This window comes from Nonomuraea sp. NPDC049709, assembly GCF_040674815.1.
GTDB lineage: Bacteria > Actinomycetota > Actinomycetes > Streptosporangiales > Streptosporangiaceae > Nonomuraea.
The window spans coordinates 15,385-39,916 of record NZ_JBFANM010000082.1 but is presented as its reverse complement, the minus strand read 5'-3'; the positions used below and the strand labels follow the sequence as shown (position 1 = coordinate 39,916).

Here is a 24,532-nt window from a genome sequence, read left to right as displayed (position 1 = left end):
GCGACCATGCTGAAACCTTCACATCAATGTGAAGGCAAATCCCGGCACGACCGAGGCACACCATGAGGATCGGACAGCTGTCGCAGCGCACGGGCGTACCCACCCGCATGCTGCGCTACTACGAGGAGCAGGACCTCCTGCACCCCGAACGCGCCGACAACGGCTACCGCCACTACCCGGAGTCGGCGGTCTACCGGGTCCAGCAGATCCGCGGCCTGCTCGACTCGGGCCTCACCACGGAGATCATCCGCCGGATCCTGCCGTTCCTGGACCGGCCCGACGAGATCCACCTCCACCCGCAGTGCCTCACGCCAGAGCTGGCCGACCTGCTGGAGGCGGAGGCGGCCCGGATCCAGCAGCGCATCGACTGCCTGGCGCGCAACCGCGACGCCATCCACGTCTACCTCGCCGCCGTACGCGCGCTGCGGACCTGAGCCCTTTACATTGTAGATCTATATGACATCCCTGACGAAGCTCCTCACCGACGCCCAGCACGGCCACCTCCCCCCGGCCGACGGCGGCCTGACGATCCTGCCCCAGCCCTCGCCCCGCGACGTGGGCGTCATCGCCTTCACCGCGCACACGGTGGTCTTCGCCGACGTCGAGCCGGCCTGGGTCCGCGAGCGGCTGCCGCCCGGCGACCTGTCCGCGCCCCTCTGCCCGCCCTTCCTCCAGGCCCTGGCCGGCCGGACCGGGCGCCGCGTCGGCGGTGTCGACCTCATCGCCCTGGCCGGGCCGCTGCCCGGCCCTCCCCCGGCCGGGCTGGAGGAGGTCACGGACAGCGACCATCCGCGGGTGGCGCGGGCCCGCCGCTACCGCGACGCCGTCCGCGTGTGGACCACCAGGGACGGCGGCCTGCTGGCCGTGGGGCGCGGGGTGGCGGGGCGGTGGGAGGCGGCGGTCGAGGTCGACCCATCGCGCCGCGGGCGCGGGCTGGGCCGGCTGCTGGCCGGGGCGGCCAGACAGCTCGCCCCCGGACCCGTGTGGGCGCAGGTCGCGCCGGGGAACGCGGCCAGCGTACGAGCGTTCCTCGCGGCCGGGTACGTCCCCATGGGTGCCGAGGTGCTGCTCGCGTCCTGAGTTTTCCGAACCCTGCGCGCCTTCACCGCGGACGTGGCCAGAGCCGGCACCGCACCCTGCCGGAGTCTCTCCGCACCAAGCGGGGCCAATGCCGCCGGTCTCCGCGTACGGCCGCGACCGGTGACAGCTGCGAGTTTGCCGGTCAACGGGCGCCTGTTGGACGAAACCGGGCGTGGCGCTGTCTTGCCACCACAAGATCGCTACGTATAGTGATGGCCGATGTCACTTCGTGATTACAGGGGGAGATCATGAGAAGTAGCCTCATCGCCGCCGGCGGTGCGCTGCTCACCGCGGCCGCGCTGTTCGGAACAGCCGGCACTGCGGCCGCCGACATCTGGATCGACTGGACACACACGTACCCGAGGCACTGCGCCCTCGGCGTGAACGACGACACGACCTACCACCACGTCACCGACCACGGGGTCTTCGCAGGCACCCGCGACGCCGACGGCTGCAAGGGCAACCACCACGCAGGCTGGGGCTGGAAGTGGGGCGGACACCACGATCACGGGCGACACGAGGTAGAGAAGTGGGAGCGGGGTAACTGGCCCAACAGCGGCAACGGCAACTGGGTCGGCCACGGGTACGGCCCGGGAGTCGGCGTGGGCGTCGGCGGCTGACCTCACGCCATGAACCTGTCCCGGTGCCCGCTCGGGCGCCGGGACAGGTGCGCGTCCTCCCCCACCCCCCGGCCCGCTCCTCCCCGGCCGCTTCTCCCCGCCCCGCTCCACCGCCGACCCACGCCTGGGCTTCCCCCGCCGTGTGATCGCTGGATAGCCTGGCCGGGTGCGACTAGGTGTGAACGTCCCCAATTTCGGCCCCGGCACCGATCCCGGCGTCCTGCGGCAATGGGCCCTGACGGTCGAAGGGCTCGGCTTCGACCTGCTCATGGTCTCCGACCACGTGGTGATCACCCCCGACGTCGCCGCGCAATATCCCGCGCCGTTCTACGAGCCGTTCACCACCCTCGCCTGGCTGGCCGGCGCCACCTCCACGATCACGCTGGGTACCACGGTGGTGATCGTCCCCTACCGGCACCCGCTGCTCACGGCCCGCATGGCGGCCAACCTCAACGACCTCAGCGGCGGCCGGCTGGTGCTGGGCGTCGGCGTGGGCTGGGCGCGGAAGGAGTTCGAGGCGCTCGGCGTCGCGTACGAGCGGCGTGGCCGGCTGACCGACGAGCACCTGGCCGCCATCCTCGCCGCCTGGGCCGACGAGCGCGACTACCGCTCCGGCGGCGTGCCGATCTGGGTGGGCGGCGGCAGCGACGCGGCGCTGCGCCGGGCGGTGCGGTTCGGCCAGGCGTGGCACCCGCTCAGGAACACCGTGCCGTGGCTGCGCGAGACGTGGCCCCGGGTGACGGCCCTGGCCGAGGAGCAGGGGCGGCCGGCGCCGGCGCTGGCCCCGCGGATCGTGCTGCGGATCACGCGGGAGCCCGTGACGGGCCCGGACCGGCTCGCCGGCGAGGGCACGATCGGCCAGGTCATGGAGGACCTCCAACAGCTCCGCCTGCTCGGCGCGGAGACCGTCGTCCTCGACCCGTTCCTCGGCGACCCGGAGGAGACCCTCCACCCCGAGTCCGCCTGGGAGCACCTCGCCGCCGTGGCTGCCCGTAGATCCGCGAAGTAGCCGCAGGCTGATAGCCTTTATGCCGTAAAGAATTGTCCGGCACGGGGAGTTTCCGCGTTGGTCGTCTACGCAGGCCAGGGTGACGCGCGACGGTCGATGGCGCTGCTGTGGCGCAGCGGTGAGCCGGGTGAGGTGCGGCCGGGCCCCAAACCCGGGCTGAGCGTGGACGTCATCGTCGACGCCGCGATCGCGGTGGCCGACCGCGAGGGCATGGCGGCGCTGTCCATGCGGAAGGTCGGCGAGCGGCTGGGCCGCACGGGGATGGCGCTGTACACGTACGTGCCGAGCAAGGGCGAGCTGGTCGACCTCATGTACGACCGGGCCCTGGCCGAGCTGCCCGCCGGCTACGACCTGAGCGACGGCTGGCGCCCCGCCGTGGCCTCGTGGGCCGAGCACACGCTGGCCTTCTACCTGCGGCATCCGTGGGTGCTGCAGGTGTCGCAGGCGCGGCCGGTGCTGGGGCCGAACGAGTTCGCGATGCTGGAGAGCGTGGTGGCGATCCTGCGCACCACCGGGCTCGGGCCGCGCCGGCTGCGCGGGGTGGTGGCGCTGCTGTTCGACTTCGTACGGGGGGCGGCGAAGACGGTCTCGGAGTCGCGCCTGGCCCCGTCCGAGACCGGGGTGTCGGACGAGGAGTGGTGGCAGGCGCGCTCGTTCCTGCTGGAGGAGGTGGCGCCGGGGTTCGCCGACCGGTTCCCGATGGTGACGTGGATCGAGTCGGACGACGACGGGCCCGGCGCGGGCGAGCCCTACCTGGAGCATCGGGTCAGCGAGACGTTCTCGGTGGGCCTGGCCGTGCTGCTGGACGGCATCGAGGCGGCTGTGCGGGCGGGCTGACCGCCGTCAGTGGCGGGCCGTCAGCTCCGCCTCGTCCCGCAGGAACGCGATGTGGCGGCCGCGGTTGCATTCGAGCACCCAGGCGGCCAGGGCGGAGCTGGCCTCGGTGTGGCGGGCGATGTCGCCCACGATGGCCAGGCCGACGCCGTAGTTGACGAACTTCTGCGCGATCTCGCCGGCCACGCCGGTGCTCAGCGTGAAGAAGCCGTCCGGGAGGCTGCCGGCCGGGACGACGACCCAGGTGGCGCTGCTCGACCACGCCTCGCCGATGAGGTCGAGGACGTCGCGGACCTCGCGCAGGGGTCCATGTCGCGGGTCGTAGCGGTGGATGCGGTGGTCAAGCATGCGGGTTCTCCAGGAAGTCCATGATCTGTCGGGTCCGGGCGGGGAGCAGGAGCTGTGCATCGGCGGCGAGTGTCGCGAGGGTGGAGGAGGCTGTCGCGCCCGCCGCCGAGGCGTGGGTCCCGCTCATCAGTCCCTCACCAGGGCGTCGATGATGCGCAGGACCTGGGCGCTGTCCTCCAGCCCGCCCAGCACGATGACCTTGAGGTGCTCGCGCTCCTCGTCGTAGACGAACTCCACGCGCAGGCCGTGCGGCCGGCCGGCCAGCGAGCCCAGGACCATCGTGCTGACCCGGTCAAGGTCGGCCCTGGCGATGCCGTCGACCTGCACGATGCTCGACACCTCGGCACGCCGGGGCCGGGCGGGCGCGCCGGCCGGCCGGCCGGTGAACGCCGCGAGGTCCTCCTTGGCGATCCGGTACTGCTTGCCGATCCGGACGGCGGGCAGCCGCCCGTCGCGCACGTAGTTGCGCACGGTCTTGACGTGCAGGCCCAGCAGGTTCGCCACCTGCTCCACGGTGTATTGCTCCATATCGCTCCCTATCATGCACCATGCCAGGGAGTGATAGGGAACTTTCAGGCGTGCGCTCCCACGGTGACCGGGCCGATGGTCAGGCGGGGCCTGCCCTCCATCACCTCGCCCAGGCGCCGCACCTGCTCGTCCAGCTCGCGCGACTGGGCTGAGGTGAGCTCGCGCAGCGGCTCCACCGTGACGTCGATCCGGTTCCCCGAGCGCCGCTGGTGCCAGACGCCGCCGACGTTCCCGTCCACGAGCAGCACGGGGAAGTTCCCCGCCTGCCCGCCGGCCAGCGCCCGCGCCGCCGCCTCACCCGGGTACAGGAGCTCGCGGGGCCGCCCCGCCACCACGTACGCGTCGAAGTACGGCAGCAGCCGCACCCCGCGCGGCGGCTCCCCGGGCACCGCCGTGTCGCCCGCGAGCACCCAGGCCCGCTTCCCCGCGAACCGCACCTCCTCCGTCTCCACCCCCTCGAACGCCTTCGCCGCCCAGGTGACGGGCCCGCCCGCCCAGGTGGCGAAGTCGGCGGGGGTGGCGGGCCCGTACGCCGCCAGGTAGCTCCTGACCAGCCCGTGCAGCCCGTCGTCCACCGGCGGGGCGTCCGGCGGGGCGGTGTAGGTGACCTTGCGGCCCCGTACGGGACCGAAGACGAGCGCGCCGCGGTGCGCCGCCAGGTGCAACGCCTGCCGCCACCGCGGCCACCAGCCCTGGAACGCGGGCATGACGAGGTCCCCCGCCCAGGGCCCGGTGGCCTCGACCACCGCCTCGCTCAGCTCGTCGATCGTCAGCTCGGCCCCGGCGAGCGCCTCCCGGACGGCCGCCACCACCTGCTCGGTCTGCTCGGCGGTCATCCGCACGGTCTCGGGCGCGCGGTTCACCACCGGCACCGACGACATCGCGCTCACCCACATCGGCAGGTCACGGGCGGGCAGCAGGTGCACGGTGCCGCGCGGCCCGTGCGTCTTGACCAGGCTGCGCGAGCCCCACAGCGCCTCACGGACATGGGAGCGCGTGACGCCGTCGAGCCGCAGCCCGACGGACGCCTCGGCGGCCGACATGACCTGGGCGTGCGCCCCGCACATGGCCGCCACCATCTCGTCCGGCCTCCCCGGGCCGGGCGATCCCGCCAGCCCGGCGCGTTCCAGCCTCCTGGCACTGACCTGCGGCCACGACAGCTCGATCATCACGTCCTCCTCCTTCGGCACGACCACAGTAGAAGACAATGCGGAAGGTTTCGTGCCGCAATGGCGCCCGGAATGCAGCGACGCCCGCATGGGCTGGCGCCCGGGGTGTCCGGCGCACAAGGGAGAATTCACCACGCATGATGCAACCTTTCCGGTGGGCGGCGGCATCTGGGAGGTTGTGGATCTCTTGAGTGCGGACGAGGAGTACACCGCGTACGTCCGCGGGCGCCTGCTCTGGTTACGCCGGATCGCCTATTCGCTGTGCCAGGACTGGCATCGCGCCGACGATCTGGTGCAGGCGTCGATCACCCGGCTGTACGTCAAATGGCGCCACGCCCGCCAGGCGGCCGATATGGACGCGTACGTACGGGTGATCCTGGTCCGGATCTTCCTGAGGGAGCAGCAGGGCGGCTGGTTCTCGCGTACCAGGCTGAGCGCCGTCCCTCCCGAGCCCGCCCCTCCCGAGGCCGCCGTGAACGGGTGGGACGCCGACCTGGCCATGGACCTGCGCCGGGCGCTGGCCCTGGTGCCGCCGCGCCAGCGGGCCGCCCTGGTGCTGCGCTTCCACTGCGACCTGAGTGTCGAGCAGACCGCGGCGGCGCTCGGCTGCTCGGCCGGGACCGTCAAGAGCCAGACCGCGCGCGGGCTCGCGACCCTGCGCGCGCTCCTCGAGGTGACGCCGACCAAGGAGGATCGATGATGGATCTCAAGCCGCTGTTCGAGAACCTGGTGCCGGACGAGCAACCGCCGTCGGGGGTGGACGTGGGCGCGGCCGTGCGGGCCGGCCGCCGGCTGCGCCGCCGCCGCCGGGCTCTGACGGCCTCGGTGCCGCTGGCAGCCGCGGCCGTCACCGCGCTGGTGCTGGCGACGGGATCGCTGGCCGACCTCGGCCGCCGCGACGCCTCCGCCACCCCTTCGCCCTCCGCCGCCTCCATCGGCAACATCTGGTCGTCCGCGATGACCACCATCCCCGCCGCGGCCTCCGACGGCTTGGCGTACACGCCGGTGACCGCGCTGAGCGCCACCGAGCTGCTGCTGCGCGCCGGCACGTCCTCCGGCGGGGGCGGGCGGCTGGAGGTGTACGACACCGCGGCGGGCAGGGCCAGGGTCCTCGGCGACATGCCCCAGCCGGACGGCACCCGCGACTACCACCCGCAGGCCGTCGAGCCGGGCCCGGAGCACGTCGCCTGGTGGGCCCAGGACGTACGCGCCCAGCGGGCCTCGGACGTGTGGGTGCTGCCCCGCGCCGGCGGGCAGGCCGCCCTCCTGGCGCGCCTCACCGGGCCGGCGGCGGCGGTGGAACGCCTCGGCGTGCTGCGCGACCGCGTCGTCTGGTCGGTCCGCCAGGGCGGGTTGTACGCCGTCCCGATCACCGGCGGCGCACCCCAGGCCCTGCCGGGCACCGGCGGCCTGCACCTGGTGTCCTGGCCGTGGGCGTCCGACGTCCGCCGGCACGACACCGGCCGCAACCAGAGCGTGCTCGTCAACCTGGAAACCGGCGAACGCACCTCCCTGCCGGCGCCGCGCGGGGCGACGGGCATGCGCTGCAGCCCGAACTGGTGCGTGGCCACGCTGGACGGCCGTACCGTGGTGTGGGGTCCGGGCGGTGGCGAGCCCCGGGCCGTACGCGGCAGTCTCTCTCCGTCGTCACAGATTCGCGCCGATCGTTTCATCGACCTCGGCACGACCGTGCACGACCTCGTCACCGGGCAGGACACCGACCTCGGCCCGAAGACGTCACCGGGTGGGGTCGCCTGGCACGGCGGCGGGTCCTCCTCCCCCGGGCTGGTGTTCAGCCGGCAGGCCTGCGGCCCGTCCTCCTGCGGGCCCGGCCGCGGGCCTGACCTGGCCGTGCTCAACCTGGCGGCGGTTCAAGGGTGAACCTGCCTGCTCAGAGTTTCGCCCAGAGCCCTGCCCGGAGCCCTTTCCCGAGCACGGTGCGCCGGCTGGTTCCGCCCATGCCGGCCGACGGGTGGTGGGGATGGGCTGGGCCGCTCTTCGTCACCGTGCTCGGCGGCGCCCTGCGGTTCCTCCGGCTGGGCGAACCGCACGCGGTGGTCTTCGACGAGACCCACTACATCAAGGGCGCCTATTCGCTGCTGACGTTCGGTGTCGAGCGTATGACGCTGGGCACCGGCGAGGACCCGGTCGCCGACCGGATGATCATGGCAGGCGACCTCGGCATCTGGCGGCGGTGCCCGGCCGTCGAGGAATGCGCCGAGTACGTCGCGCACCCACCCCTCGGCAAGTGGATGATCGCCATCGGCGAGTGGTTGTTCGGCATGACGCCCTTCGGCTGGCGGTTCGCCGGCGCGGTGGCGGGCACGTTGTCGATCCTCATCATGGCGAGAGTGGCTCGGCGGATGACCCGGTCCACGTTGCTGGGCTGCCTGGCCGGTCTGCTGCTCGCTCTCGACGGCCTGCACTTCGTGCTCTCGCGGACGGCGCTGCTGGACGTCTTCCTGATGTTCTGGGTGCTGGCCGCCTTCGCCTGCGTCGTGGCGGACAGGGACTGGACCAGGCAACGGCTCCCGTCAGCCGGGCCCCGGCCGGGCATGAGGCCGTGGCGGCTGGCCGCGGGGGCGTGCCTGGGAGCCGCGTGCGCCGTCAAGTGGTCGGGGATCTTCTTCCTGCTCGCCTTCGCCGCCCTCTCACTGATGTGGGACGCGGGCGCGGGGCGGGCACTGGGCCGGCGGGCGCGTCCGGTGGCCGCCCTGCAGGGTCTGGCGGGCGCGTTCGCGCTGGTCCCCGCGGCGGTGTACGTGCTGAGCTGGAGCGGCTGGTTCCTGCGGGCGGAGGGCTGGGGACGCGGCTGGGAGCAGGCCACCCGGTCCGGGCCCGGCTTCTTCGTGCTCGACTCGCTGCGCTCGTGGCTCGGCTACCAGTTCCAGGTGCTCGGCTTCCACACCGGCCTGGACGCCCGGCATCCGTACATGTCGGAGCCGTGGCAGTGGCCGCTGCTGCAGCGTCCCGTCGCCTTCCACTACGAGAGCCCACCGGACGCCTGCGCCGCCAAGGACTGCTCGCAAGCGGTGCTGGGCGTCGGCACGCCGGCGCTGTGGTACTTCGCGCTGCTCGCCCTCGTCGTGCTCGTCGCCCGGTACACGGCCGTCCGGGACTGGCGAGCCGGGGCGGTGCTGCTCGGATACGGCGCGGGGTGGCTGCCGTGGTTCTATTACGCCGTCGCGGACAACCGCACCATGTACCTGTTCTACATGCTCCCCGTCGTGCCCTTCATGGTGCTGGCGCTGGTGATCGCCGCGGGGCTCGTGCTCGGGCCCGGCGGAACGGCGTCGATCAGGAGAGCGGCGGGGGCCGCCGTCGTCGGCGCGGTCGCGCTCATCGTCCTGGTCAACTTCTGGTGGCTTCATCCGATCGTGTCCGGCGAGACGATCACGCACGCGGCGTGGTGGGCTCGGATGCTGATGCGCTCGTGGGTATGACCCTCAATGCTGGATCAGGCCGCCGACCGGGACCGGAGCGACGTGGCCGGTCGCCGGAACGGTCTGCGCCAGAGCGAGGCCGATGTCGACCAGCGACGATCGGCGCAGGCCGGCGACGTCGGCGATCGGGGTCCACACCGACTCGGCGATCTCGCCGTTCGGCTCGGGCCGGAGCCGGCCGCCGGTGATGCGGATCCGGTAGAAGACGCCGACGTTCTGGTGTGTGGCACCGGCACGGGCGACGGCGGCGGGGATCACCCGCGAGTCCACGCCGAGCAGGCGCTCGACCACAGCGTCACAGCCGGTCTCCTCGGCGACCTCCCGGATCACCGTGTCGAACGGATCCTCCCCGTGCTCGACCCCTCCGCCGGGCAGAGTCCAGCTGTATTCGCCCACGGGTGGCACGTGACGAGCGAGCAACACCCGCCCGTCCTCGATGCACACGCCGTACGCCGCCAGCCGGAAACTCACCCGCACCCCCTCCCCCGGGAGAAGCGGCTCATGACGCGGCGCCCGCGCCGTCGCCCCCACGCAGAGCCGCCGCGAAGCGCCGGCCCGGCGCCGGGTCGACCCCGAAACGCTCGGCGTAGCGTTCGTGCATCTCCGCCCACCCCTCGTGCGCATCCTCTTCGGAGACGTCCTTGCCCGCGAGGTGCGGTTCGAGGCGAGAGAAGTAGGCCTCCCAGCCGGTGGCGGTCTGCGCCGAGAGGTCGCGGTCGTCGACGACGTGGATGAAGACCAGGCGGCAGCCGTCTTCGTGCGGGGACAGATCGAAGCTGTACAGCTGGCCGGCGAAGGTCCACGCCAGGCGGTGGGGTGGATCGACCTCGGTCACCTCTCCGGTCGCGCCGGCGGCCTCGAAGGTCTCGCCCGGCGCCGGAGTCCAGTCGGCGGCTGCGGGAAACCACTTCTCGAGCTCTGCCGGCACGCTGACGGCTCGCCACACGCGCTCGATCGGGAAGGGGAGCGTGCGCTCGAAGCGCAGCGCCGGGCGGCCGTCGATCGTTTCCAGGGTTCCGTGCATCATGGGTTGTCCTCCAGGTGTCGTTCCAGGGCGTCGAGGCGCCTCGACCAGTAGACGCGGTAGGGCTCCAGCCACTGGTCGACCTCGGCGAGGGGCTCCGGGCGCAGCGCGTACATCCGCTGCTTGCCCTCCGTGCGCACCACGACGAGCCCGGCCTCGCGCAGCACCTTGAGGTGCTTGGACACGCCGGGCTGGCTGAGATCGAGGCGTTTCACCAGCTCTCCGACGGGCCGCTCGCCGTCACGCAGCAGGTCGAGAATCTGCCTGCGGTGCGGCTCGGCCAGGGCTGCATAGGCGCTCACGCGCTCATATTGCCAGATGGAAATATGTTCCGGCAACCCGGGCCGAGCCCCGACTCCGGCCGCGGGTCGTCAGGCTGCGGGGCCGGTCGCGACGGGGGGCGGTGGGGGCGGGTCCGCCGGGTCGCCGGGCATGGTGACGGGGACGGGCTCGGCGCGGGCGGCCCAGCGGCCGTCGTCGCTGCGGACGAGGCGTACCGGGTGGTCGAAGCACGCGCTGACCAGGTCGCTGGTCAGGACCTCGGCCACCGGGCCGCCGGCCAGGCACAGGCCGCCGCGCAGCAGCATCGCGTGTGTGGTGGTGGCGGGGAGTTCCTCGAGGTGGTGGGTGACCAGGACGGTGGCCAGTGACGGGCGCCGGGCGCGCAGGGCGTCGATGCTGGCCAGCAGTTGCTCGCGGGCGGCCAGGTCGAGCCCGGTGGCCGGTTCGTCGAGCAGCAGGAGCCGGGGCTGCGGCATGAGGGCGCGGGCTATCAGCGCTCGCCCGCGTTCGCCCTGTGACAGGGTGGGCCAGGTCGCCTCGGCCCGATGGCTCATCCCGAGCATGGCGATCAGCCCGTCGGCCCGTTGCGCCTCCAGCGGGGTGGGCGTCCAGCGGGGCACGAGTGCGGCGGTGTTCGTCAGGCCGGTCAGCACCACGTCGCGCACCCGCAGCGGCCCGTCCGGGGCGTGGCGCGGGTTGACGTGCCCCAGGTAGGAGCGCAGCTCGCGGACGTCCACCCGGCCCATCGTGCGTCCGAGCACCTCGACCGTGCCACGGCTGGGGTGGGTGACGGCGCCCAGCAGCCCGAGCAGGGTGCTCTTGCCGGCGCCGTTGGCCCCGAGCAGCGCCCAGTGCTCGCCCGGGCGCACGGTCAGCGAGACCTCCCGCAGCAGATGGCGGCCGTCGCGAACGAGGTCCACCCCGTCAGCCCGCAGTACGGGCCCGGTGTCGGCGGGACGTGAGACCACCGTCATCGGCCCGCCTCCCGCCCGCTCGCCGCAGCCCGATCCCGCACGGCCGCGGCACCGTGCCGCAGCCCGAACATCTCCGTCACCACGCGCTCCCTTCAGGCTCGTGGTGACGAACCTATCGACTCGTCAGATGTCTGATGTATTCGGGCCTGCGCCCCGCGTCCAGGGCCGGCGCTCCACATACCAGGGACTCAGGTGCCGCAGGCGGTGCGGACGTCCGCGACGAGCCGGGCCGCCGCGTCGATGGTGCGGCCGATCTCCTCCGGCGTGTGCCCGACCCCGGCCAGCAGCGCCCGTGCCCGCTCGCCGAACCCCTCCGGTGCCGACGGCAGCCGGTCGGCCGAGGCGATCATGCCTTTCTCGTTGATCAGCCAGGCGCCGTCCGCCGCGTGCAACGCCTGGCAGGCGACCCCGACCGCCCGGAAGACGGCCCCCGCCGCGTACGCCGGATCGTTCCCGGCGGCCCCGTACCGGGCGGTCATCAGCGCGAAGTCGCACTCCCACAGCCCTCTGACCAGCGCCTCCCGCAACGCGGGCGGATAGTGCGCGACCTGCTCGCGCAGGGCGGTGAGCTCGCCCCCGGGGTCGGCGAGCACGCGGCACAGCGCCAGCTCGCCCGCGTAGGCGCAGGAGTAGAAGCCGAGCGGGTGCCCGACCTGGAAGCCGATCTCGTAGCGGCCGTCGAGGCAGTCCCGCCAGACCCGGTGCACGCGGTCGAGGTCCCGGTAGATCCAGTCCACCCGCCACCCGTCCACGGTGAGCCAGCCGCCCCCGTCGACCCAGGGCCCCCACCCGCCGGGCTCCGTCACCTCGGTGTCCACGCCCGTCACGTCCCGCGCGAGCGCGCGCAGCTCCGCCACGGCGAGCCGGCCCCGGTAGTAGAGGCCGAGGTCGATGTCGGAGTCCGGACGGTGGGTGCCGCGGGCCCGGCTGCCGCCCAGGACGACGGCCACCACGCCGGGGACCGCGACCAGCCGCGAGGCTATGTCGTGAAGATCCGGTTCTCGCACGGGTCGAGCCTAGACCGCCCGGTGGACAGCCGGACGCCCGGCCGCTGAGCTGGGACTTTCCGGGATGGACTGGTTCGTGGACCCCTAGGATGAGGTGTGTGAAGTACATGCTGATGATCTACGCCAACCCCGGGTCGCCGGTGGGCGACGAGGTGATGGCCGAGGTCGACGCGCTGATGGCGGAGCTCGTCGAGAGCGGCGAGCTCGTCGGCGGGCAGGCGCTGGACGGGCCCGCGAGCGCCAGGACCGTGAAGGTGCGCGACGGCGTGCCCGCCGTCACCGACGGCCCCTTCCCGGAGGCCAAGGAATATCTGGCCGGTTATCTGGTCGTCGAGTGCGACGGGCTCGACCGGGCCACCGATATCGCCGCGCGCTGGCCGGACGCGCGGCTGTGCGCGATGGAGGTGCGGCCGGTCATCGACGAGGTGAGCGGGTGAGCGACGTCGAGGGGCTGCTGCGGGAGCTGGCGCCGCAGGTCCTGGGCGCGCTCGTACGGCGTTACGAGCAGTTCGACACGTGCGAGGACGCCGTGCAGGAGGCGCTGCTCGACGCCTCCCAGCAGTGGCCGGAGCAGGGGCTGCCGGACAACCCGCGGGCCTGGCTGATCACGGTCGCGGCGCGCCGGGTCATCGACCAGATGCGCAGCGAGCACGCCCGCCGGCGCAGGGAGGAGAGCGTGGCCGTCAGCGTGCCGGCCGACGAGTTCACCGCCCCGGCACCGGGCGAGGAGCGGGCGGCGGACCAGGACGACACGCTGACGCTGCTGTTCCTGTGCTGCCATCCGTCGCTGTCGCAGCCCTCCCAGCTCGCGCTCACGCTGCGGGCCGTGGGCGGGCTGACGACGGCGCAGATCGCCAGCGCGTTCCTGGTGCCCGAGGCGACGATGGCGCAGCGCATCAGCCGGGCCAAGCAGCGCATCAAGGCCACCGGCCTGGAGTTCCGGATGCCGCCGGAGGGCGAGCGGGCCGACCGGCTGCGGGTGGTGTTGCACGTGCTGTACCTGATCTTCAACGAGGGCTACACCGCCACCTCCGGGCCCGAGCTGCTCCGGGCGGACCTGACGGGTGAGGCGATCCGGCTGGCCAGGGCCGTGCACCGGCTGCTGCCCGAGAACGGGGAGGTCTCGGGCCTGCTGGCGCTCATGCTCCTCACGGAGGCGCGCCGCCCCGCCCGTACGGACGGGGACGGGCGGCTCATCCCGCTGGCCGAGCAGGATCGCGGCCTGTGGGACCGCGCGCTGATCGAGGAGGGCGTCGAGCTGGTCACCAAGGCGCTGTCCACCACGGTCATCGGCCCCTACCAGATCCAGGCGGCCATCGCGGCCGTGCACGACGAGGCGCCGAGCGCCGAGGAGACGGACTGGCCGCAGATCCTGGCGTTGTACGGGGTGCTGGCGGGCGTCGACGACAATCCGGTGGTGCGGCTCAACCACGCGGTGGCGGCGGCCATGGTGCGGGGGCCGCGGGCGGGGCTCGACCTGCTCGACGACCTGGCGGGCGACGACCGGATGGCGGGGCATCACCGCCTGGCCGCCGTACGCGCGCACCTGCTGGAGATGGAGGGCGATGCGGAGGCGGCGCTGGCCGCGTACCGGGAGGCGGCCCGCCTGACCACCAGCCTGCCGGAGCAGCGGTACCTGGAGGACCGAGCAGCTCGGTTGTCTTGACAATGATTTTTTTCGGTGCCATCGTACTCCCATGTACGAAGTGGCGGTGATCGAAGACCCCGCGGCGGCCGAGGCGTCGCTCGACCCCATGCGGTCGAAACTGCTGGCGGAGCTGGTGGAGCCCGGCTCGGCGACGTCGCTGGCGGCCAAGGTGGGCCTGGCCAGGCAGAAGGTCAACTACCACCTGCGCACGCTGGAGCGGCACGGCCTGGTGGAGCTGGTCGAGGAGCGCAGGAAGGGCAACGTCACCGAGCGCGTGATGCAGGCCACGGCCGCGTCCTTCGTGATCTCCCCCGTCGCGCTGGCCTCCGTGCAGCCCGACCCCGCCAGGTCGCCGGACCGGCTGTCGGCGCGCTGGCTGCTGGCGCTGGCCGCGCGGCTCGTCCGCGATGTCGGCACCCTGATCACCGGGGCAGCGAAGGCGCAGAAGCGGGTGGCGACGTTCGCCATCGACGGCGACGTGCGCTTCGCGTCCGCGGCCGACCGGGCGGCGTTCGCGGAGGAGCTGGCGCAGTGTGTGACCTCCCTGGTCAGCAAATATCATGACGAGTCCGCTGAGGGCGGGCGCGAGCATCGGCTGATCGTGGCCGTCCACCCCACCGTGAAGGAGCGCTGACGTGGGGTACGAGTTCGAGCTCCCCCAGGAGGCGACGGTCGGGGCGACGCCGGAGGAGGTCTGGGAGGCGATCTCGACCGGGCCGGGCATCGACTCCTGGTTCATGGGGCGCAACGAGGTGGCCGACGGCGTCGTACGCACCGCGTTCGGCCCGTTCGAGATGCCGCCGTCGACCGTGACCGGCGCAGAGCCGCTGCGGCGCTTCGCGCACTCCAGCGACAAGGGCGACGACGGGCGCTTCGTGGCCTACGAGTTCATGATCGAGGGCCGGGAGCGGGGCAGCACGCTGATTCGCATGGTGACCAGCGGTTTCCTGCCCGGCGACGACTGGCAGGACGAGTTCGAGGCCATGTCCAGGGGCCTGGAGCTGTACGTGGCGACCCTGGCCGAATACCTCGGCCACTTCGCGGGGCGGGCGGCGACGCCGCTGACGGAGTTCGGCCCGCCGGTCACGGACTGGCCGGATGCGTGGAAGCGGCTGAACGCGGCCCTGGGCGGGCCGCCCTCCCCCGGCGACCGGGTCCGTTTCGGGCCCGGCGACCGTTTCGAGGGCGTCGTCTACCACCGCAACTCCCAGACGGTCGGCATCCGCTCCGGCGACGCGATGTACCGCTTCCTCCAGGGGTTCGGCGGCTCCATGATCGCCTCCCACCTGCTGTTCGCGGGCGCGGACGACCAGGGGCCGGCGTGGCGGGCGTGGCTGGCGGACCTGTACGCATGATCTCGGCGGGCCGGCTGACCCTGCGCCGCTTCACGGCGGCCGACATCCCGTGGGTGTTCGAGGTGTCGCAGGACCCGGCGCTTCGGCACTTCGTGGGCGTGCCCACGCCCTACCTGCCGGAGCACGCCGCGTACTTCGTCGAGGAGCTCGCTCTCGGCGGGTCGCGGCTGGAGTTCCTGGCCGCGGACGCCGCCACCGGCGAGCGGCTCGGCCGCGTGGGCCTTGGCCCGCGGGGCGACGGCACGGCCGAGATCGGCTACTGGGTCGACCCCCGGGCCCGCGGGCGCGGCGTGGCGACGGACGCGGTCCGCGCCGCCTGCCGGTGGGCCTTCGCGACCCAGGGTCTGGAGCTGATCGAGTGGCGGGCCGAGGTCGGCAACGTGGCCTCGCGCCGGGTCGCGGAGCGGGCGGGCTTCCTGATCGAGGGGACGCTCAGGAAGCGGCTCCGGCATCGGGGTGTCCGGGTGGACGCCTGGGTCGGCTCGTTGCTCAAGGAGGAGGTGCCGTGAAGCTCGACGTCCGGGTCGGCTCGGGGCTGGACGGCCTGCGGTTCGGCATGGACGAAACGCAGGTGAGAGCCGGGCTGGCCGCTTACGGGGAGGTCGTGGACGCGACGGCTCCCGGAGGCGCGCTCTGCCTTCGCACGCGGGGGCCCGACGCCTCGTTCTCGGTGTACGCCTCCTTCACGGCCGACGGCCTGCTGTTCACCCTCGAGATCTGGCGGCCGGACGACGCGAGCTCGATCGAGGTGCGCCTGTACGGCATCCCGGTCTTCGCCACCCCCGCCGATCTCGTCCTGGCCCGGCTGGCGGAGCTGGGGCAGCCGGTAGACCTCGCGGACCGGTGGCATCCGCTGCTGCCCGAGGCGTCGATCGGCCTGGACCGTGAGGGCGGCGACGACTGCGACGACGACGGGCTCGCCCGCCACTTCCAGTCGGTGTTCATCGCCCCGCCCGGCTATTACGCCGGGCCGCCCGGGGCCGGGATGGGTGGTGCGCGGAGCGGGCAGGAGTGACGGGGTGAGAGTCGTCGCCTTGTCCGACACGCATGCGCCCAGGCGGTGGCGGTCGTGCCCGCCCAGGGTCGCCGAGCGGTTGCGGGGTGCGGACGCCATCCTGCACGCCGGTGACGTCTGCGTGCCGTCCGTCCTGGAGGAGCTGGCCGCGTACGCGCCCGTGCACGTCGTGAAGGGGAACAACGACGGGCCCGACGTGGTGGCGCCGGAGACGCTGGAGCTGACGCTGGACGGGCTGCGGGTCGGCATGATCCACGACAGCGGCCCGGCCAAGGGGCGCCTGGCCCGCATGCGGCGCCGTTTCCCGCACGCGGATCTGGTGGTGTTCGGTCACTCGCACATCCCGCTCGACGAGTCGGGTGAGGGGCTGCGGATCTTCAATCCGGGCTCCCCGACCGACCGCCGCCGCCAGCCGCACGGCACGGTGGGGCTGCTCACCATCGAGCGGGGCATCCTGACGCGGGCCGAGATCGTGCCCGTTACCTGACGGCGGCCTACTTGACGACGTCGTCGCGGGACTTGTCGAGGTTGGTCTTCAGTTCCTCCATGACCTTGGCGTACCCGAGGTAGCTGTAGCGCTCGGCCGCGTGCCACGGGTAGAGCTGGCCGGCCTTGACCGCGGGCAGCTTGGCCCAAGTGGGCTTCTTGGCCATCTCCTCGATCTTCATCGACTGGGAGCGGGCGTCCACCAGGATCACGTCGGCCTGGTACTTGTCGGCATTCTCCCAGCTCAGCACCTCCCAGAAGCCGCCCTCACTCTCCGTCGGCCGCTCGGGATGGACGATGTTCAGGCCGAGCTCGCCCCAGTACTTGAGGTCGGGGTGGTCCGGCAGGTACGCGACGTACAGGGACTCGGGGGTGGCGGTGACGATCATGACCTTGAGGTCCGGCTTCTCGGCGGCGAGGGTCTTCAGCGCGGCGCCCGCGGCGTCGAAGCGGTTCTTGGCCTCGACCACGGCCGGGGCCTTGGGGTCCGCGCCGAGGGCGGCGGCGAGCCGGCCGTACTTCTCGATGATCTGCACCAGCGGCTTGCCGCTGAGCTGTACGCCGACCGTCGGGGCGACCGCCTCGACCGCCTCGAGCGACTGCTCGGGGACGTACCAGAGGGTGTTCTTCAGGTACATGCCCGACACCAGCAGGTCAGGCTGCACCGCGGCGTACTTCTCGACGTTGAACTCGCCCCACACATTCCCGATCGACTCCACCTTGGAGATGTCGACCTCGCCGACCTCCGGGTCGCGGCCGCCGTCCTTGAGCTTGTGCGGGCCGAACACGGCGACCGGCTGCACGCCGAAGTCCCAGAGCGCGGCGGCCGCGGCCGACTGGGCGACGACGCGCTGCGGCCGCTGCGGGAGCGAGACATTCTTGCCACGGTCGTCGCTCCAGGTCCAGGTGCCCTGCGCCGGCGCGGAGCCGGAGGCGGCGGCCGTCGCGGACGACCCGGCGGCGGGCGGCGCGGCCGTCCCGCCACAGGCACTGACGCCGAGCAGGGCGGCGGCGCCGAGGGCGACAAGGGCGTGTCGCGGGACTGTGGCCATGGATTCTCCTCTTTGCACATGCTTTGCCGTCGTCGTTCGGCGATTAGCTTAGCCTTACCTAACCATGATGTCCCCCTGGGGTAGACCCCTGCCGTCGCCGTACGACCCCGGGGGTAGGCGGGGCGGCGACGGACGGCGGATTCGGGAACCCGCGTCCCGCCCGGATGCTGGAGCCCTCAAGAGACTTAAGGGGCGACGTAAGTCGACGGGAACGCGGCCGTAAGCGCCCTCGAGCACAGTGATCACACGAGATCACCGCAGAGAAGGGCCGAAGAGATGAGCCAGCCGTACAGCATGCAGGACGAGATCCGCCTCCCCGGGTTCACCGGGACCGTGCACCTGCCGGGCGAGGCCGGTTACGACGAGGGCCGCCGGTCCATGAACCCCTCCGTGGACGCCCGCCCGGCGCTGGTCGCCGAGGCGTACGGGGCCGGCGACGTACGGGCCGCGCTGCTGGCGGCGCGCGGGCACGGGGTGCCGTTCGCGGTGCAGGCCACCGGGCACGGCACGCACGCCGCGTGCGACGACGGCATCCTGGTCAGGACCTCCCCGATGGCGTCGGTGCTGGTGGACCCGGCCCGAAGGATCGCCCGCGTGGGGCCCGGCGCGCGCTGGGGCGAGGTGATCGCCGCCGCCGCGCCGTTCGGCCTGGCGCCGCTGTCGGGCTCGTCCCCCACGGTCGGCGTCACCGGTTACACGCTCGGCGGCGGGCTGGGCTGGCTCGCGCGCAAGCACGGCTTCGCCTCCGACAGCGTGCTGCGGGCCGAGGTGCTGCTGGCGGACGGCCGGCATGTCACGGCCAGCGCGGACAGCCACCCCGAGCTGTTCTGGGCGCTGCGGGGCGGCGGGGGCGGGTTCGGCGTGGTGACCTCGCTGGAGTTCCGGCTGTACCCGGTGGCCGAGGTGTTCTCGGGGTTCGCGTACTTCCCGATCGAGGCGGCGGCCCCGATGCTGGCGGCGTACCGGAGCTGGATCGACGACGCCCCCGACGAGATCAGCACCGCGCTCGTGCTCAAGCGGATGCCCGACGACGAGCAGGTGCCGGCGGCGGTGCGCGGCAGGCACGTCGTGCAGCTCAAGGTCGTGCACGCCGGGACGGCGGATCAGGCCAGGCGGCTGCTCGCGCCGCTGTGGCGGGCGGCGGGCCCGGCGCTGCTGGACGAGACCCGGACCACCACGTACGCGGCCACCGCCATGGGCGGCACGCCGGCCCGCCAGCTGGACCTGCTCGACACGGTGACCGACTCGGTGGTCGGCGCGCTGGTGCGGGCGGCCGAGCACGCGCAGACCATCGAGATCCGGCACTGGGGCGGCGCCATGGGCCGTCCGGGCCCGGACGCGGGGCCGGTCACGCACCGCTCCACGAAGCTGTCGGTGATCGTGGACACAGTGCTGCCGGAGCTGGCCGGGGAGCTGCGGCCGTACGCCAACGGGGGGACGTTCCTGAACTTCCTCGCGGACACCTCGCGGACCGCGGCGGCGTACACGGCGGCCGACCTCGGTCGGCTGCGGGCGGTCAAGCGGGCCTACGACCCGGACGGGTTCTTCCGCGTCGGCCACGTCGTCCCGGCGTGACCGCCCCCGGCGGCCGGCGGGAGGGCGTCCATGACGGGCTCAGAGGCCGGTCGGCGGCTCACGACAGCCCAGCTCGAGATCAGGAGTTGGGGAGGGTGGAGCAGCCCAGGCCGCCGCGACGACCGCCGTCGAGGACCTGACCGGCCGCACGGTGACCGGGTGGGAACCGGACGTCTCCAGCGGCTCCATCCACGGCGAGTCCGGCCCTTCAGCCTCAGCCGGCCACACAGCCACCGCAGCCGGGTCCCGGCGATCCCGGCCGGCCTGGGACGCTTCACCGAGCGATCAGCCGCGCGATCAGGCGCCTCGGGGTGCTTCACGACAGCGAGTCACCGTGATCTCGGTGGCCGGGGATCTGGAGGCGGCTAACGCCGACCGGCTGGACACCTTCATCTCCCGCGCGCGCCGGCGCCCGGGCGATCATGTGGTGCTCGACCTGGGCGAAGTGCCGCTCGTGGGCCCATTCCGGCCTGCGCGTGCTGCTCAACGTCCGAGCCAAGACCCGCCGGCACAGTGGCGACCTGCACCTGGCCTGCCTGCAGGAGCCGCCCGCGGCCCGCCTGCTGACCACTACCGGGGCCAGGCCTGTGCTGACCGTGCATCGCAGCGTGGAGCAGGCCATCCTCGCGGCCCTGCACGCCAGCGAGCCAACGGGCCGGGGTGAGATGTTGGGCTGGTTGTCGGCGTACTCCCTGATGCGCAGAGGCGAGTACGAGAAACGTGCAGAGCTGTCAGAAGCGCTGCGCTTGGCGACGATCCGCAGCGCATCGCGGCCTCCCTCAGGGGATCGCAGGAGCCTGCCGCACTGCGTCGTCAGATAAGTTGTATATTGTTACCGTGGTAACAGTAGAACGCACGCAGACAGGCCTGCGGCTCGAGAAGAACGTGCTCAAGGTACTCAAGGGCCTGGCCGAATACCTCGACATCTCGCTGGGCGATCTGGTGGAGGGAATCGTGCTGCACTCCTTCGACGGCAAGGCGCCATTCACGCCCGCAACCCTGGAAAAGATCGAGCAACTCAAGGCCGTGTACGGCTTGACGCTGACATCCGCCGACGCGCATCGGCTGACCGAGCGATGAGTGGCGCGCAATACACGCTCACCGGACGGCTGGCGGTCGCGCTGCCGCCCGTGGAAGCATTTACGCTGTTCACGCCGCGCGGCGAGGAGCAGTGGGTGGCCGGGTGGCGGCCCCGTTTCCCGGTGAAGACCAATGACGACTCCGCCCCCGGCACGGTCTTCGAAACCGGCGCGCACAGCGAGCGGACCATCTGGGTGGTGGTCGAGCGCGAGCCAGGACGGCGCGTCTCATACGCCAGGGTCACACCCGGTTCCCGGGCCGGGACCGTCACCGTCGAGGTGGACGTGGATGGGCAGGGCGGCAGCACGATACGGGTCACGTACGCTCTGACCGCACTCACGCCAGAGGGCCAGGGGCCTCTGCACGAGTTCGCCGAGCGCTATCCGAACTTCCTGCAGTCGTGGGAGGAGGAGATTGCACGCCATCTCGGGTCCCGGCCACCCAGCGCGGCCGCCCAGTCGTGAACGGGGGCATCGCCGGGGAGGAGGAACCTCGGAGCCGCTCCGAAATGATCAGCACCACCCCGGGCAAGGCTTCCCGCTCAAACGACTCGCCACTGCGACCGACGCGCTGATCATCTCTGCGCGTTCACTCGTACTCGCCTCTGCACTTGAGCCAGTACGCCGACACTGGTCAGCCACACGCCCGGGTCAGCGTGCGTGGTGCGACACCCGTTGACGGGCCGGGCCCGCTGTTGGCGCAGCGGGCCCGAGGTGGTGTTCCGTGGTCGAGACGAAACTCCAGGTCGAATTGTTCAACAATCCTTGTGTTCGTTTCCCTCCCATTGAAGCCGATCCAGAGGACTGCTTCCAGGCCGTGCGCCAGATCCGTCCGATCCCACACGAGGACGTCACGAGCCGAACACCTGCGAACCGAACCGAACGCCGGCGCACGACGGCGAGCGCCAAGGCGTCCGCTGCCCCCTACACGGACCTGGAAGGACACGAAATATCGGCCCATCATGGTGCCTAACGCCCGCGGTTACGGCACGGTTGGCGCCGGCCGGAACCGGCTTTCGGCGGGCGTGTTCCGTGGTCGAGATCGACACAGGTAGGTGGTCCACCCATGCTTCGCCTTCGTATCTCCGCACCCAGCGCCGGCACCGGCACCGGCACGCTGATCATCGTCATCGTCGTCACGGTGACCCTGCTCCGTCTCGGTTATGAACCAGAAGTCGTGCTCACCCTGATCGCAGGCGCCGTGGCGGTGGCCGTCCAGGCACACCGGCACCTCACCCCCCGGCCGGGAAAGGCATAAGGGTCGTGGCGAAGCCGACGCAAGCCCGTCGCGAAACGGCCCAGGCTCTCCGGCACCGCGAGCAGCGGCAGGAAGACGAGCTTCACCACCCGCGGGCCACCCGACGACAGGAGCTCCCGCCCGAACTGCCCTTCCAACCACCCGACGACGCCGATGGCTACCTTCTGAAGCCGGATCCGCTGACCGCACAGACCGCGGCCGAGTTCGTGGAGCTGATGAGGCTCTACCGGATCTGGGCGGGCGAGCCGAGCTACCGGGAACTCGTCAAACGCGCCCGCAACGCCTTCGGCGCCAGCACGCTGTGCGAGGCACTGAAGTCCACGCACCTGCCCCCGGAGAAACTGGTCCGAGCCTTCGTCTGGGCCTGTACAGGCTCGCACGAAGATCTGCAGGCATGGATCACCGCGTGGCGGTGGCTGCGCATGCGGCATCAACGTCCGCAAAGCCAGCCCCTGGCCCCGGTGACGGCTCTGCCCACAGCCGTTCGGCCGGACACTGCCTACTGATCGGAAACATGCCCACCGATGGGAAGTGAGCATCAAGGCTCACTTCCCATCCGGCAACACCGACACTCATCCCTTTTCAGGGACACTGCCGGCCCCGTGCGACAGAGATCATCGCCGTTGAGGCGGGCTGGCGGTGGGCTTTCGTGGTGCGGGAGTTACCGCACCACTTCCGCGTTGACCTGCAGCCAGACGGTCGGCGACCACTGGGTGCACCTGGACCTGCCAAGCCCGCTGCCGCGGTTGCAGGCCTGGACGGTGAAGGGATAGGCCCGCGGCTCGGAGCCCGAAACGCGCCACGTCGTGACCCGCTTCAATCCACCAGGGACCTCCCGCTGATTCCCGTAGCCGCGGATATTGTAATGAGTCGATTTATACCCGCCGTAGTACACCTTCATAGTGCCGGCGCATGAATCGTAGATGGCGCCCAAATAGGGGCTGGCGTCGAACTCGTATCGAGGAGGGTATCCGCCGATGTTCCGGCCGCCCGCGCCGAAGGTGAGGGTGCCCAGATTCACGTAGCAGTCGGCCGACTTCGCCTGCTGAGCCGCGTCGGCGGTGGCGCCCGTCGGCAGCATGATGCCCGCCGCGGTGAGAACGGCCGCGGCGACGGCCATTGCGCGAGGACGTTTCAGGTTATTCATGACGCTCCTACCCAGATGATTTGCTCTGGACTCAGTACATGACGGGAACAGTGGAACGGCATGAGTACCCCGTACTCAATTCCCGGACGCGATTTCCGGCACCTGGCCGGTTAGGGGCGATACGTGGCAGAGCTGCGGGATGTGCTCGTCGTCGGTGGCGGTCCAGCGGGCGCGGCGGCCGCCTTGCGGCCGAACAGTTGGGCGAGTCCAGTGGAAGTGGATCTCGTCACGAGAGGCCGGAGGGTACCGCTCTCCGGCCTTCCCGTCGACAGTCCCTGGACGTGCTGCTCTCAGCCCGCCGCGTCGGCCCCACCGGCCACGCCTACCGCGCCTTCCCGAGGACCCTGAGCGCACCGCCGTCCGTCACGCCCTGGACGGACCTCATCGTCCGCCACCTGCCGCCGGGCTGTCGCCGAGTACCTCGCGCTCGCCCCCGACCCGGTCGCGGCCGGCATCGACGGGTTCCGCCTCAGGGCACCTGAACACAACGGTGTTCCAAGCGCCCAGCTCTCAGCGTTGGCACGCTGAGAGCCGTTGCTGTCAATAGGCGATCCCGCAGCTCAGCGGCATGGCGTCGGCGCCGAGCTCGTTGCCGGCGAGGCCTTGCGGCCGCCCTGGCCGACCTGCCCGACGACGCGCCGATCATCGTCCACGTCGCCAGCGAGAACGATCCCAAGGCCGTATACGACGAGATCATCACGAGCGCCGGACACGGCAACGTGGGCTGGGGCGACGGGTACGGCATGAAGCGCGACCCGATCTTCGCCCTGGAGTGCCACTGGCACACCAAGGACCAGCTGCTCATCCGCCCGAAATGCCCCCGGCCCACGTAGGGCTCCCCGGCTCTTCCCTCGCCCGCCCGCCATAGAGACAGCCCAAGCCAACGAGCTGGACCCGGCAGGGCGTCCATGGGCCGCTATTGCGGAAGGAAGCTGACCGCGATTATCTCTAGCCTCGCGGCATGGAGATGACTAACAAGCAAGATCCCGAACCCCGGGGTGAGAACACCGTTAACGGATTCGTTGTCGTTGACGGAGCCGCGCCTTTCATCGACTTCCTCGTCGCTGTCTTTGATGCGACTGAGCGGGAGGAAGCCCGCACCCCTGACTTCTACGCCGGAGACGGAACGCTGATCCACGCCGAAGTCAAAATCGGCAACTCGCTGCTCATGGTCGCTGACCGTAAGGCCGGCTGGCCGTTCACCCCGGCCCTGACCCAGGTGTACGTCGCCGAACCCGAGGAGACGATGCGCAGAGCGGTCGAACGCGGTGCGACCGTCGTCACTCCGGCGTCTCCCTTCTACGGCGGGTACGGCATCGCCCGGTTCCTCGACCCTTGGCACAACCTGTGGTGGCTGTTCTTTCCGGCGGCGGAAACCAGTCCGGCGGCCGAGGACGAGTCGAGCTGGGAGGAATCCGCTGAACCCGGCCCTGTATACACGACGCTGCTCGAGACGATGGCCACGCTGGCCGACCCCGGTGCTGGTGGCACCGGATAACCTGACCGGCATGTGAGATCTTCTGCTGCGGGGCGCCTTGTACGCGGGCAGGCGCGCGCAAGCACGTGCACGTGCACGACTGCTGCGGCCGCCTGAACCGG

General features: G+C 71.8%; 34 protein-coding genes. 23 read left to right on the top strand and 11 right to left on the bottom strand.

Features of this window, described 5'->3' with window-relative positions:
- The first annotated feature begins 62 nt into the window (after positions 1-62).
- The 5 genes from AB0J69_RS50325 to AB0J69_RS50305 all read left to right on the top strand — a co-directional run bounded on the left by AB0J69_RS50325 (position 63) and on the right by AB0J69_RS50305 (position 3,546).
- A complete protein-coding gene (locus AB0J69_RS50325) occupies positions 63-434 on the top strand; it encodes a MerR family transcriptional regulator (protein WP_364133443.1) in 372 nt (123 codons plus the stop codon).
- Between the two features lie 22 nt (positions 435-456).
- On the top strand, positions 457-1,080 hold the full coding sequence (locus tag AB0J69_RS50320; RefSeq protein ID WP_364133440.1) for a GNAT family N-acetyltransferase: 624 nt from the start codon (positions 457-459) through the stop codon (positions 1,078-1,080).
- 248 nt (positions 1,081-1,328) lie between these two features.
- The gene (locus AB0J69_RS50315) at positions 1,329-1,700 is read left to right on the top strand and encodes a hypothetical protein (RefSeq protein ID WP_364133438.1); all 372 of its coding nucleotides are present in this window, start codon (positions 1,329-1,331) and stop codon (positions 1,698-1,700) included.
- 166 nt (positions 1,701-1,866) lie between these two features.
- Positions 1,867-2,709: an LLM class flavin-dependent oxidoreductase gene (locus AB0J69_RS50310; RefSeq protein WP_364133436.1), complete on the top strand. Its 843-nt coding sequence runs from the start codon at positions 1,867-1,869 to the stop codon at positions 2,707-2,709.
- A gap of 57 nt (positions 2,710-2,766) precedes the next feature.
- The gene (locus AB0J69_RS50305; RefSeq protein ID WP_364133434.1) at positions 2,767-3,546 is read left to right on the top strand and encodes a TetR/AcrR family transcriptional regulator; all 780 of its coding nucleotides are present in this window, start codon (positions 2,767-2,769) and stop codon (positions 3,544-3,546) included.
- Positions 3,547-3,552: 6 nt separating this feature from the next.
- On the opposite strand, the gene AB0J69_RS50300 is transcribed toward AB0J69_RS50305, so the two are convergent.
- The 4 genes from AB0J69_RS50300 to AB0J69_RS50285 are packed head-to-tail and all read right to left on the bottom strand — an operon-like array spanning position 3,553 to position 5,609.
- Positions 3,553-3,891 carry a DUF4180 domain-containing protein gene (locus AB0J69_RS50300; RefSeq protein WP_364133431.1) on the bottom strand — a complete coding sequence of 113 codons (339 nt, stop codon included), beginning with the start codon at positions 3,889-3,891 and terminating at the stop codon, positions 3,553-3,555.
- Positions 3,884-4,018, bottom strand: a complete 135-nt coding sequence (locus AB0J69_RS50295) for a hypothetical protein (RefSeq protein ID WP_364133428.1) — start codon at positions 4,016-4,018, stop codon at positions 3,884-3,886. Before AB0J69_RS50295 ends, AB0J69_RS50300 begins: the two co-directional genes overlap by 8 nt.
- Positions 4,018-4,419 carry a helix-turn-helix domain-containing protein gene (locus AB0J69_RS50290; protein ID WP_364133425.1) on the bottom strand — a complete coding sequence of 134 codons (402 nt, stop codon included), beginning with the start codon at positions 4,417-4,419 and terminating at the stop codon, positions 4,018-4,020. The genes AB0J69_RS50295 and AB0J69_RS50290 overlap by 1 nt, the downstream gene beginning before the upstream one ends.
- A 44-nt stretch (positions 4,420-4,463) precedes the next feature.
- Entirely contained in the window at positions 4,464-5,609 is a 1,146-nt protein-coding gene (locus AB0J69_RS50285) for a winged helix DNA-binding domain-containing protein (protein ID WP_364133422.1), read from the bottom strand.
- Positions 5,610-5,766: 157 nt separating this feature from the next.
- On the opposite strand from AB0J69_RS50285, the gene AB0J69_RS50280 reads away from it, so the two are divergent.
- The 3 genes from AB0J69_RS50280 to AB0J69_RS50270 all read left to right on the top strand — a co-directional run bounded on the left by AB0J69_RS50280 (position 5,767) and on the right by AB0J69_RS50270 (position 9,031).
- Complete coding sequence (locus AB0J69_RS50280) at positions 5,767-6,288, top strand: SigE family RNA polymerase sigma factor (RefSeq protein ID WP_364133419.1); 522 nt, start codon at positions 5,767-5,769, stop codon at positions 6,286-6,288.
- The gene (locus AB0J69_RS50275; protein ID WP_364133416.1) at positions 6,285-7,469 is read left to right on the top strand and encodes a hypothetical protein; all 1,185 of its coding nucleotides are present in this window, start codon (positions 6,285-6,287) and stop codon (positions 7,467-7,469) included. The genes AB0J69_RS50280 and AB0J69_RS50275 overlap by 4 nt, the downstream gene beginning before the upstream one ends.
- Before the next feature lie 77 nt (positions 7,470-7,546).
- Entirely contained in the window at positions 7,547-9,031 is a 1,485-nt protein-coding gene (locus tag AB0J69_RS50270; protein ID WP_364133413.1) for a phospholipid carrier-dependent glycosyltransferase, read from the top strand.
- 3 nt (positions 9,032-9,034) lie between these two features.
- On the opposite strand, the gene AB0J69_RS50265 is transcribed toward AB0J69_RS50270, so the two are convergent.
- The 5 genes from AB0J69_RS50265 to AB0J69_RS50245 all read right to left on the bottom strand — a co-directional run bounded on the left by AB0J69_RS50265 (position 9,035) and on the right by AB0J69_RS50245 (position 12,318).
- Positions 9,035-9,502, bottom strand: coding sequence for an NUDIX hydrolase (locus AB0J69_RS50265; protein ID WP_364133410.1), 468 nt, complete (start codon positions 9,500-9,502; stop codon positions 9,035-9,037).
- A 28-nt stretch (positions 9,503-9,530) separates the two neighbouring features.
- Complete coding sequence (locus AB0J69_RS50260; protein ID WP_364133408.1) at positions 9,531-10,058, bottom strand: SRPBCC domain-containing protein; 528 nt, start codon at positions 10,056-10,058, stop codon at positions 9,531-9,533.
- Positions 10,055-10,357 carry a metalloregulator ArsR/SmtB family transcription factor gene (locus AB0J69_RS50255; protein WP_364133405.1) on the bottom strand — a complete coding sequence of 101 codons (303 nt, stop codon included), beginning with the start codon at positions 10,355-10,357 and terminating at the stop codon, positions 10,055-10,057. Before AB0J69_RS50255 ends, AB0J69_RS50260 begins: the two co-directional genes overlap by 4 nt.
- A 69-nt stretch (positions 10,358-10,426) precedes the next feature.
- Positions 10,427-11,311, bottom strand: a complete 885-nt coding sequence (locus AB0J69_RS50250; protein WP_364133403.1) for an ATP-binding cassette domain-containing protein — start codon at positions 11,309-11,311, stop codon at positions 10,427-10,429.
- Positions 11,312-11,499: 188 nt separating this feature from the next.
- Complete coding sequence (locus AB0J69_RS50245; protein WP_364133400.1) at positions 11,500-12,318, bottom strand: nucleotidyltransferase domain-containing protein; 819 nt, start codon at positions 12,316-12,318, stop codon at positions 11,500-11,502.
- Between the two features lie 107 nt (positions 12,319-12,425).
- Between AB0J69_RS50245 and AB0J69_RS50240 the strand changes: the two genes are divergently transcribed.
- From AB0J69_RS50240 to AB0J69_RS50210, 7 genes are read left to right on the top strand one after another with little or no spacing between them, the layout of a single operon-like run.
- Positions 12,426-12,755 carry a YciI family protein gene (locus AB0J69_RS50240; protein ID WP_364133475.1) on the top strand — a complete coding sequence of 110 codons (330 nt, stop codon included), beginning with the start codon at positions 12,426-12,428 and terminating at the stop codon, positions 12,753-12,755.
- Positions 12,752-13,984, top strand: coding sequence for a sigma-70 family RNA polymerase sigma factor (locus tag AB0J69_RS50235; protein WP_364133397.1), 1,233 nt, complete (start codon positions 12,752-12,754; stop codon positions 13,982-13,984). Before AB0J69_RS50240 ends, AB0J69_RS50235 begins: the two co-directional genes overlap by 4 nt.
- A 31-nt stretch (positions 13,985-14,015) precedes the next feature.
- Complete coding sequence (locus tag AB0J69_RS50230) at positions 14,016-14,600, top strand: helix-turn-helix domain-containing protein (RefSeq protein WP_364133395.1); 585 nt, start codon at positions 14,016-14,018, stop codon at positions 14,598-14,600.
- 1 nt (position 14,601) lies between these two features.
- On the top strand, positions 14,602-15,321 hold the full coding sequence (locus tag AB0J69_RS50225; RefSeq protein WP_364133392.1) for an SRPBCC domain-containing protein: 720 nt from the start codon (positions 14,602-14,604) through the stop codon (positions 15,319-15,321).
- Positions 15,318-15,830, top strand: coding sequence for a GNAT family N-acetyltransferase (locus AB0J69_RS50220; RefSeq protein ID WP_364133390.1), 513 nt, complete (start codon positions 15,318-15,320; stop codon positions 15,828-15,830). The genes AB0J69_RS50225 and AB0J69_RS50220 overlap by 4 nt, the downstream gene beginning before the upstream one ends.
- The gene (locus AB0J69_RS50215) at positions 15,827-16,336 is read left to right on the top strand and encodes a hypothetical protein (RefSeq protein ID WP_364133387.1); all 510 of its coding nucleotides are present in this window, start codon (positions 15,827-15,829) and stop codon (positions 16,334-16,336) included. The genes AB0J69_RS50220 and AB0J69_RS50215 overlap by 4 nt, the downstream gene beginning before the upstream one ends.
- Positions 16,337-16,340: 4 nt before the next feature.
- Entirely contained in the window at positions 16,341-16,823 is a 483-nt protein-coding gene (locus AB0J69_RS50210; protein ID WP_364133384.1) for a metallophosphoesterase family protein, read from the top strand.
- A gap of 7 nt (positions 16,824-16,830) precedes the next feature.
- Here AB0J69_RS50210 and AB0J69_RS50205 read toward each other — a convergent pair whose 3' ends face one another.
- The gene (locus tag AB0J69_RS50205; RefSeq protein WP_364133381.1) at positions 16,831-17,874 is read right to left on the bottom strand and encodes an ABC transporter substrate-binding protein; all 1,044 of its coding nucleotides are present in this window, start codon (positions 17,872-17,874) and stop codon (positions 16,831-16,833) included.
- 276 nt (positions 17,875-18,150) lie between these two features.
- Here AB0J69_RS50205 and AB0J69_RS50200 point away from each other — a divergent pair, with 276 nt between their 5' ends.
- From AB0J69_RS50200 to AB0J69_RS50175, 6 genes are all read left to right on the top strand, one after another.
- Positions 18,151-19,449: an FAD-binding oxidoreductase gene (locus AB0J69_RS50200; RefSeq protein ID WP_364133379.1), complete on the top strand. Its 1,299-nt coding sequence runs from the start codon at positions 18,151-18,153 to the stop codon at positions 19,447-19,449.
- Between the two features lie 422 nt (positions 19,450-19,871).
- On the top strand, positions 19,872-20,270 hold the full coding sequence (locus AB0J69_RS50195) for a hypothetical protein (protein ID WP_364133377.1): 399 nt from the start codon (positions 19,872-19,874) through the stop codon (positions 20,268-20,270).
- A gap of 16 nt (positions 20,271-20,286) precedes the next feature.
- Positions 20,287-20,529 (top strand): hypothetical protein, encoded by a 243-nt coding sequence (locus tag AB0J69_RS50190; RefSeq protein ID WP_364133375.1) that lies wholly within the window; start codon positions 20,287-20,289, stop codon positions 20,527-20,529.
- On the top strand, positions 20,526-20,993 hold the full coding sequence (locus tag AB0J69_RS50185) for an SRPBCC family protein (RefSeq protein WP_364133373.1): 468 nt from the start codon (positions 20,526-20,528) through the stop codon (positions 20,991-20,993). The genes AB0J69_RS50190 and AB0J69_RS50185 overlap by 4 nt, the downstream gene beginning before the upstream one ends.
- Positions 20,994-21,594: 601 nt before the next feature.
- Positions 21,595-21,786, top strand: coding sequence for a hypothetical protein (locus AB0J69_RS50180; protein ID WP_364133371.1), 192 nt, complete (start codon positions 21,595-21,597; stop codon positions 21,784-21,786).
- 5 nt (positions 21,787-21,791) lie between these two features.
- The gene (locus AB0J69_RS50175; RefSeq protein ID WP_364133368.1) at positions 21,792-22,292 is read left to right on the top strand and encodes a hypothetical protein; all 501 of its coding nucleotides are present in this window, start codon (positions 21,792-21,794) and stop codon (positions 22,290-22,292) included.
- A gap of 155 nt (positions 22,293-22,447) precedes the next feature.
- Here AB0J69_RS50175 and AB0J69_RS50170 read toward each other — a convergent pair whose 3' ends face one another.
- Positions 22,448-22,933 (bottom strand): hypothetical protein, encoded by a 486-nt coding sequence (locus AB0J69_RS50170; RefSeq protein WP_364133365.1) that lies wholly within the window; start codon positions 22,931-22,933, stop codon positions 22,448-22,450.
- Positions 22,934-23,457: 524 nt separating this feature from the next.
- Between AB0J69_RS50170 and AB0J69_RS50165 the strand changes: the two genes are divergently transcribed.
- A complete protein-coding gene (locus AB0J69_RS50165) occupies positions 23,458-23,766 on the top strand; it encodes a DUF6225 family protein (protein ID WP_364133472.1) in 309 nt (102 codons plus the stop codon).
- A gap of 128 nt (positions 23,767-23,894) precedes the next feature.
- Positions 23,895-24,431 (top strand): VOC family protein, encoded by a 537-nt coding sequence (locus AB0J69_RS50160; protein WP_364133364.1) that lies wholly within the window; start codon positions 23,895-23,897, stop codon positions 24,429-24,431.
- Positions 24,432-24,532: the final 101 nt, after the last annotated feature.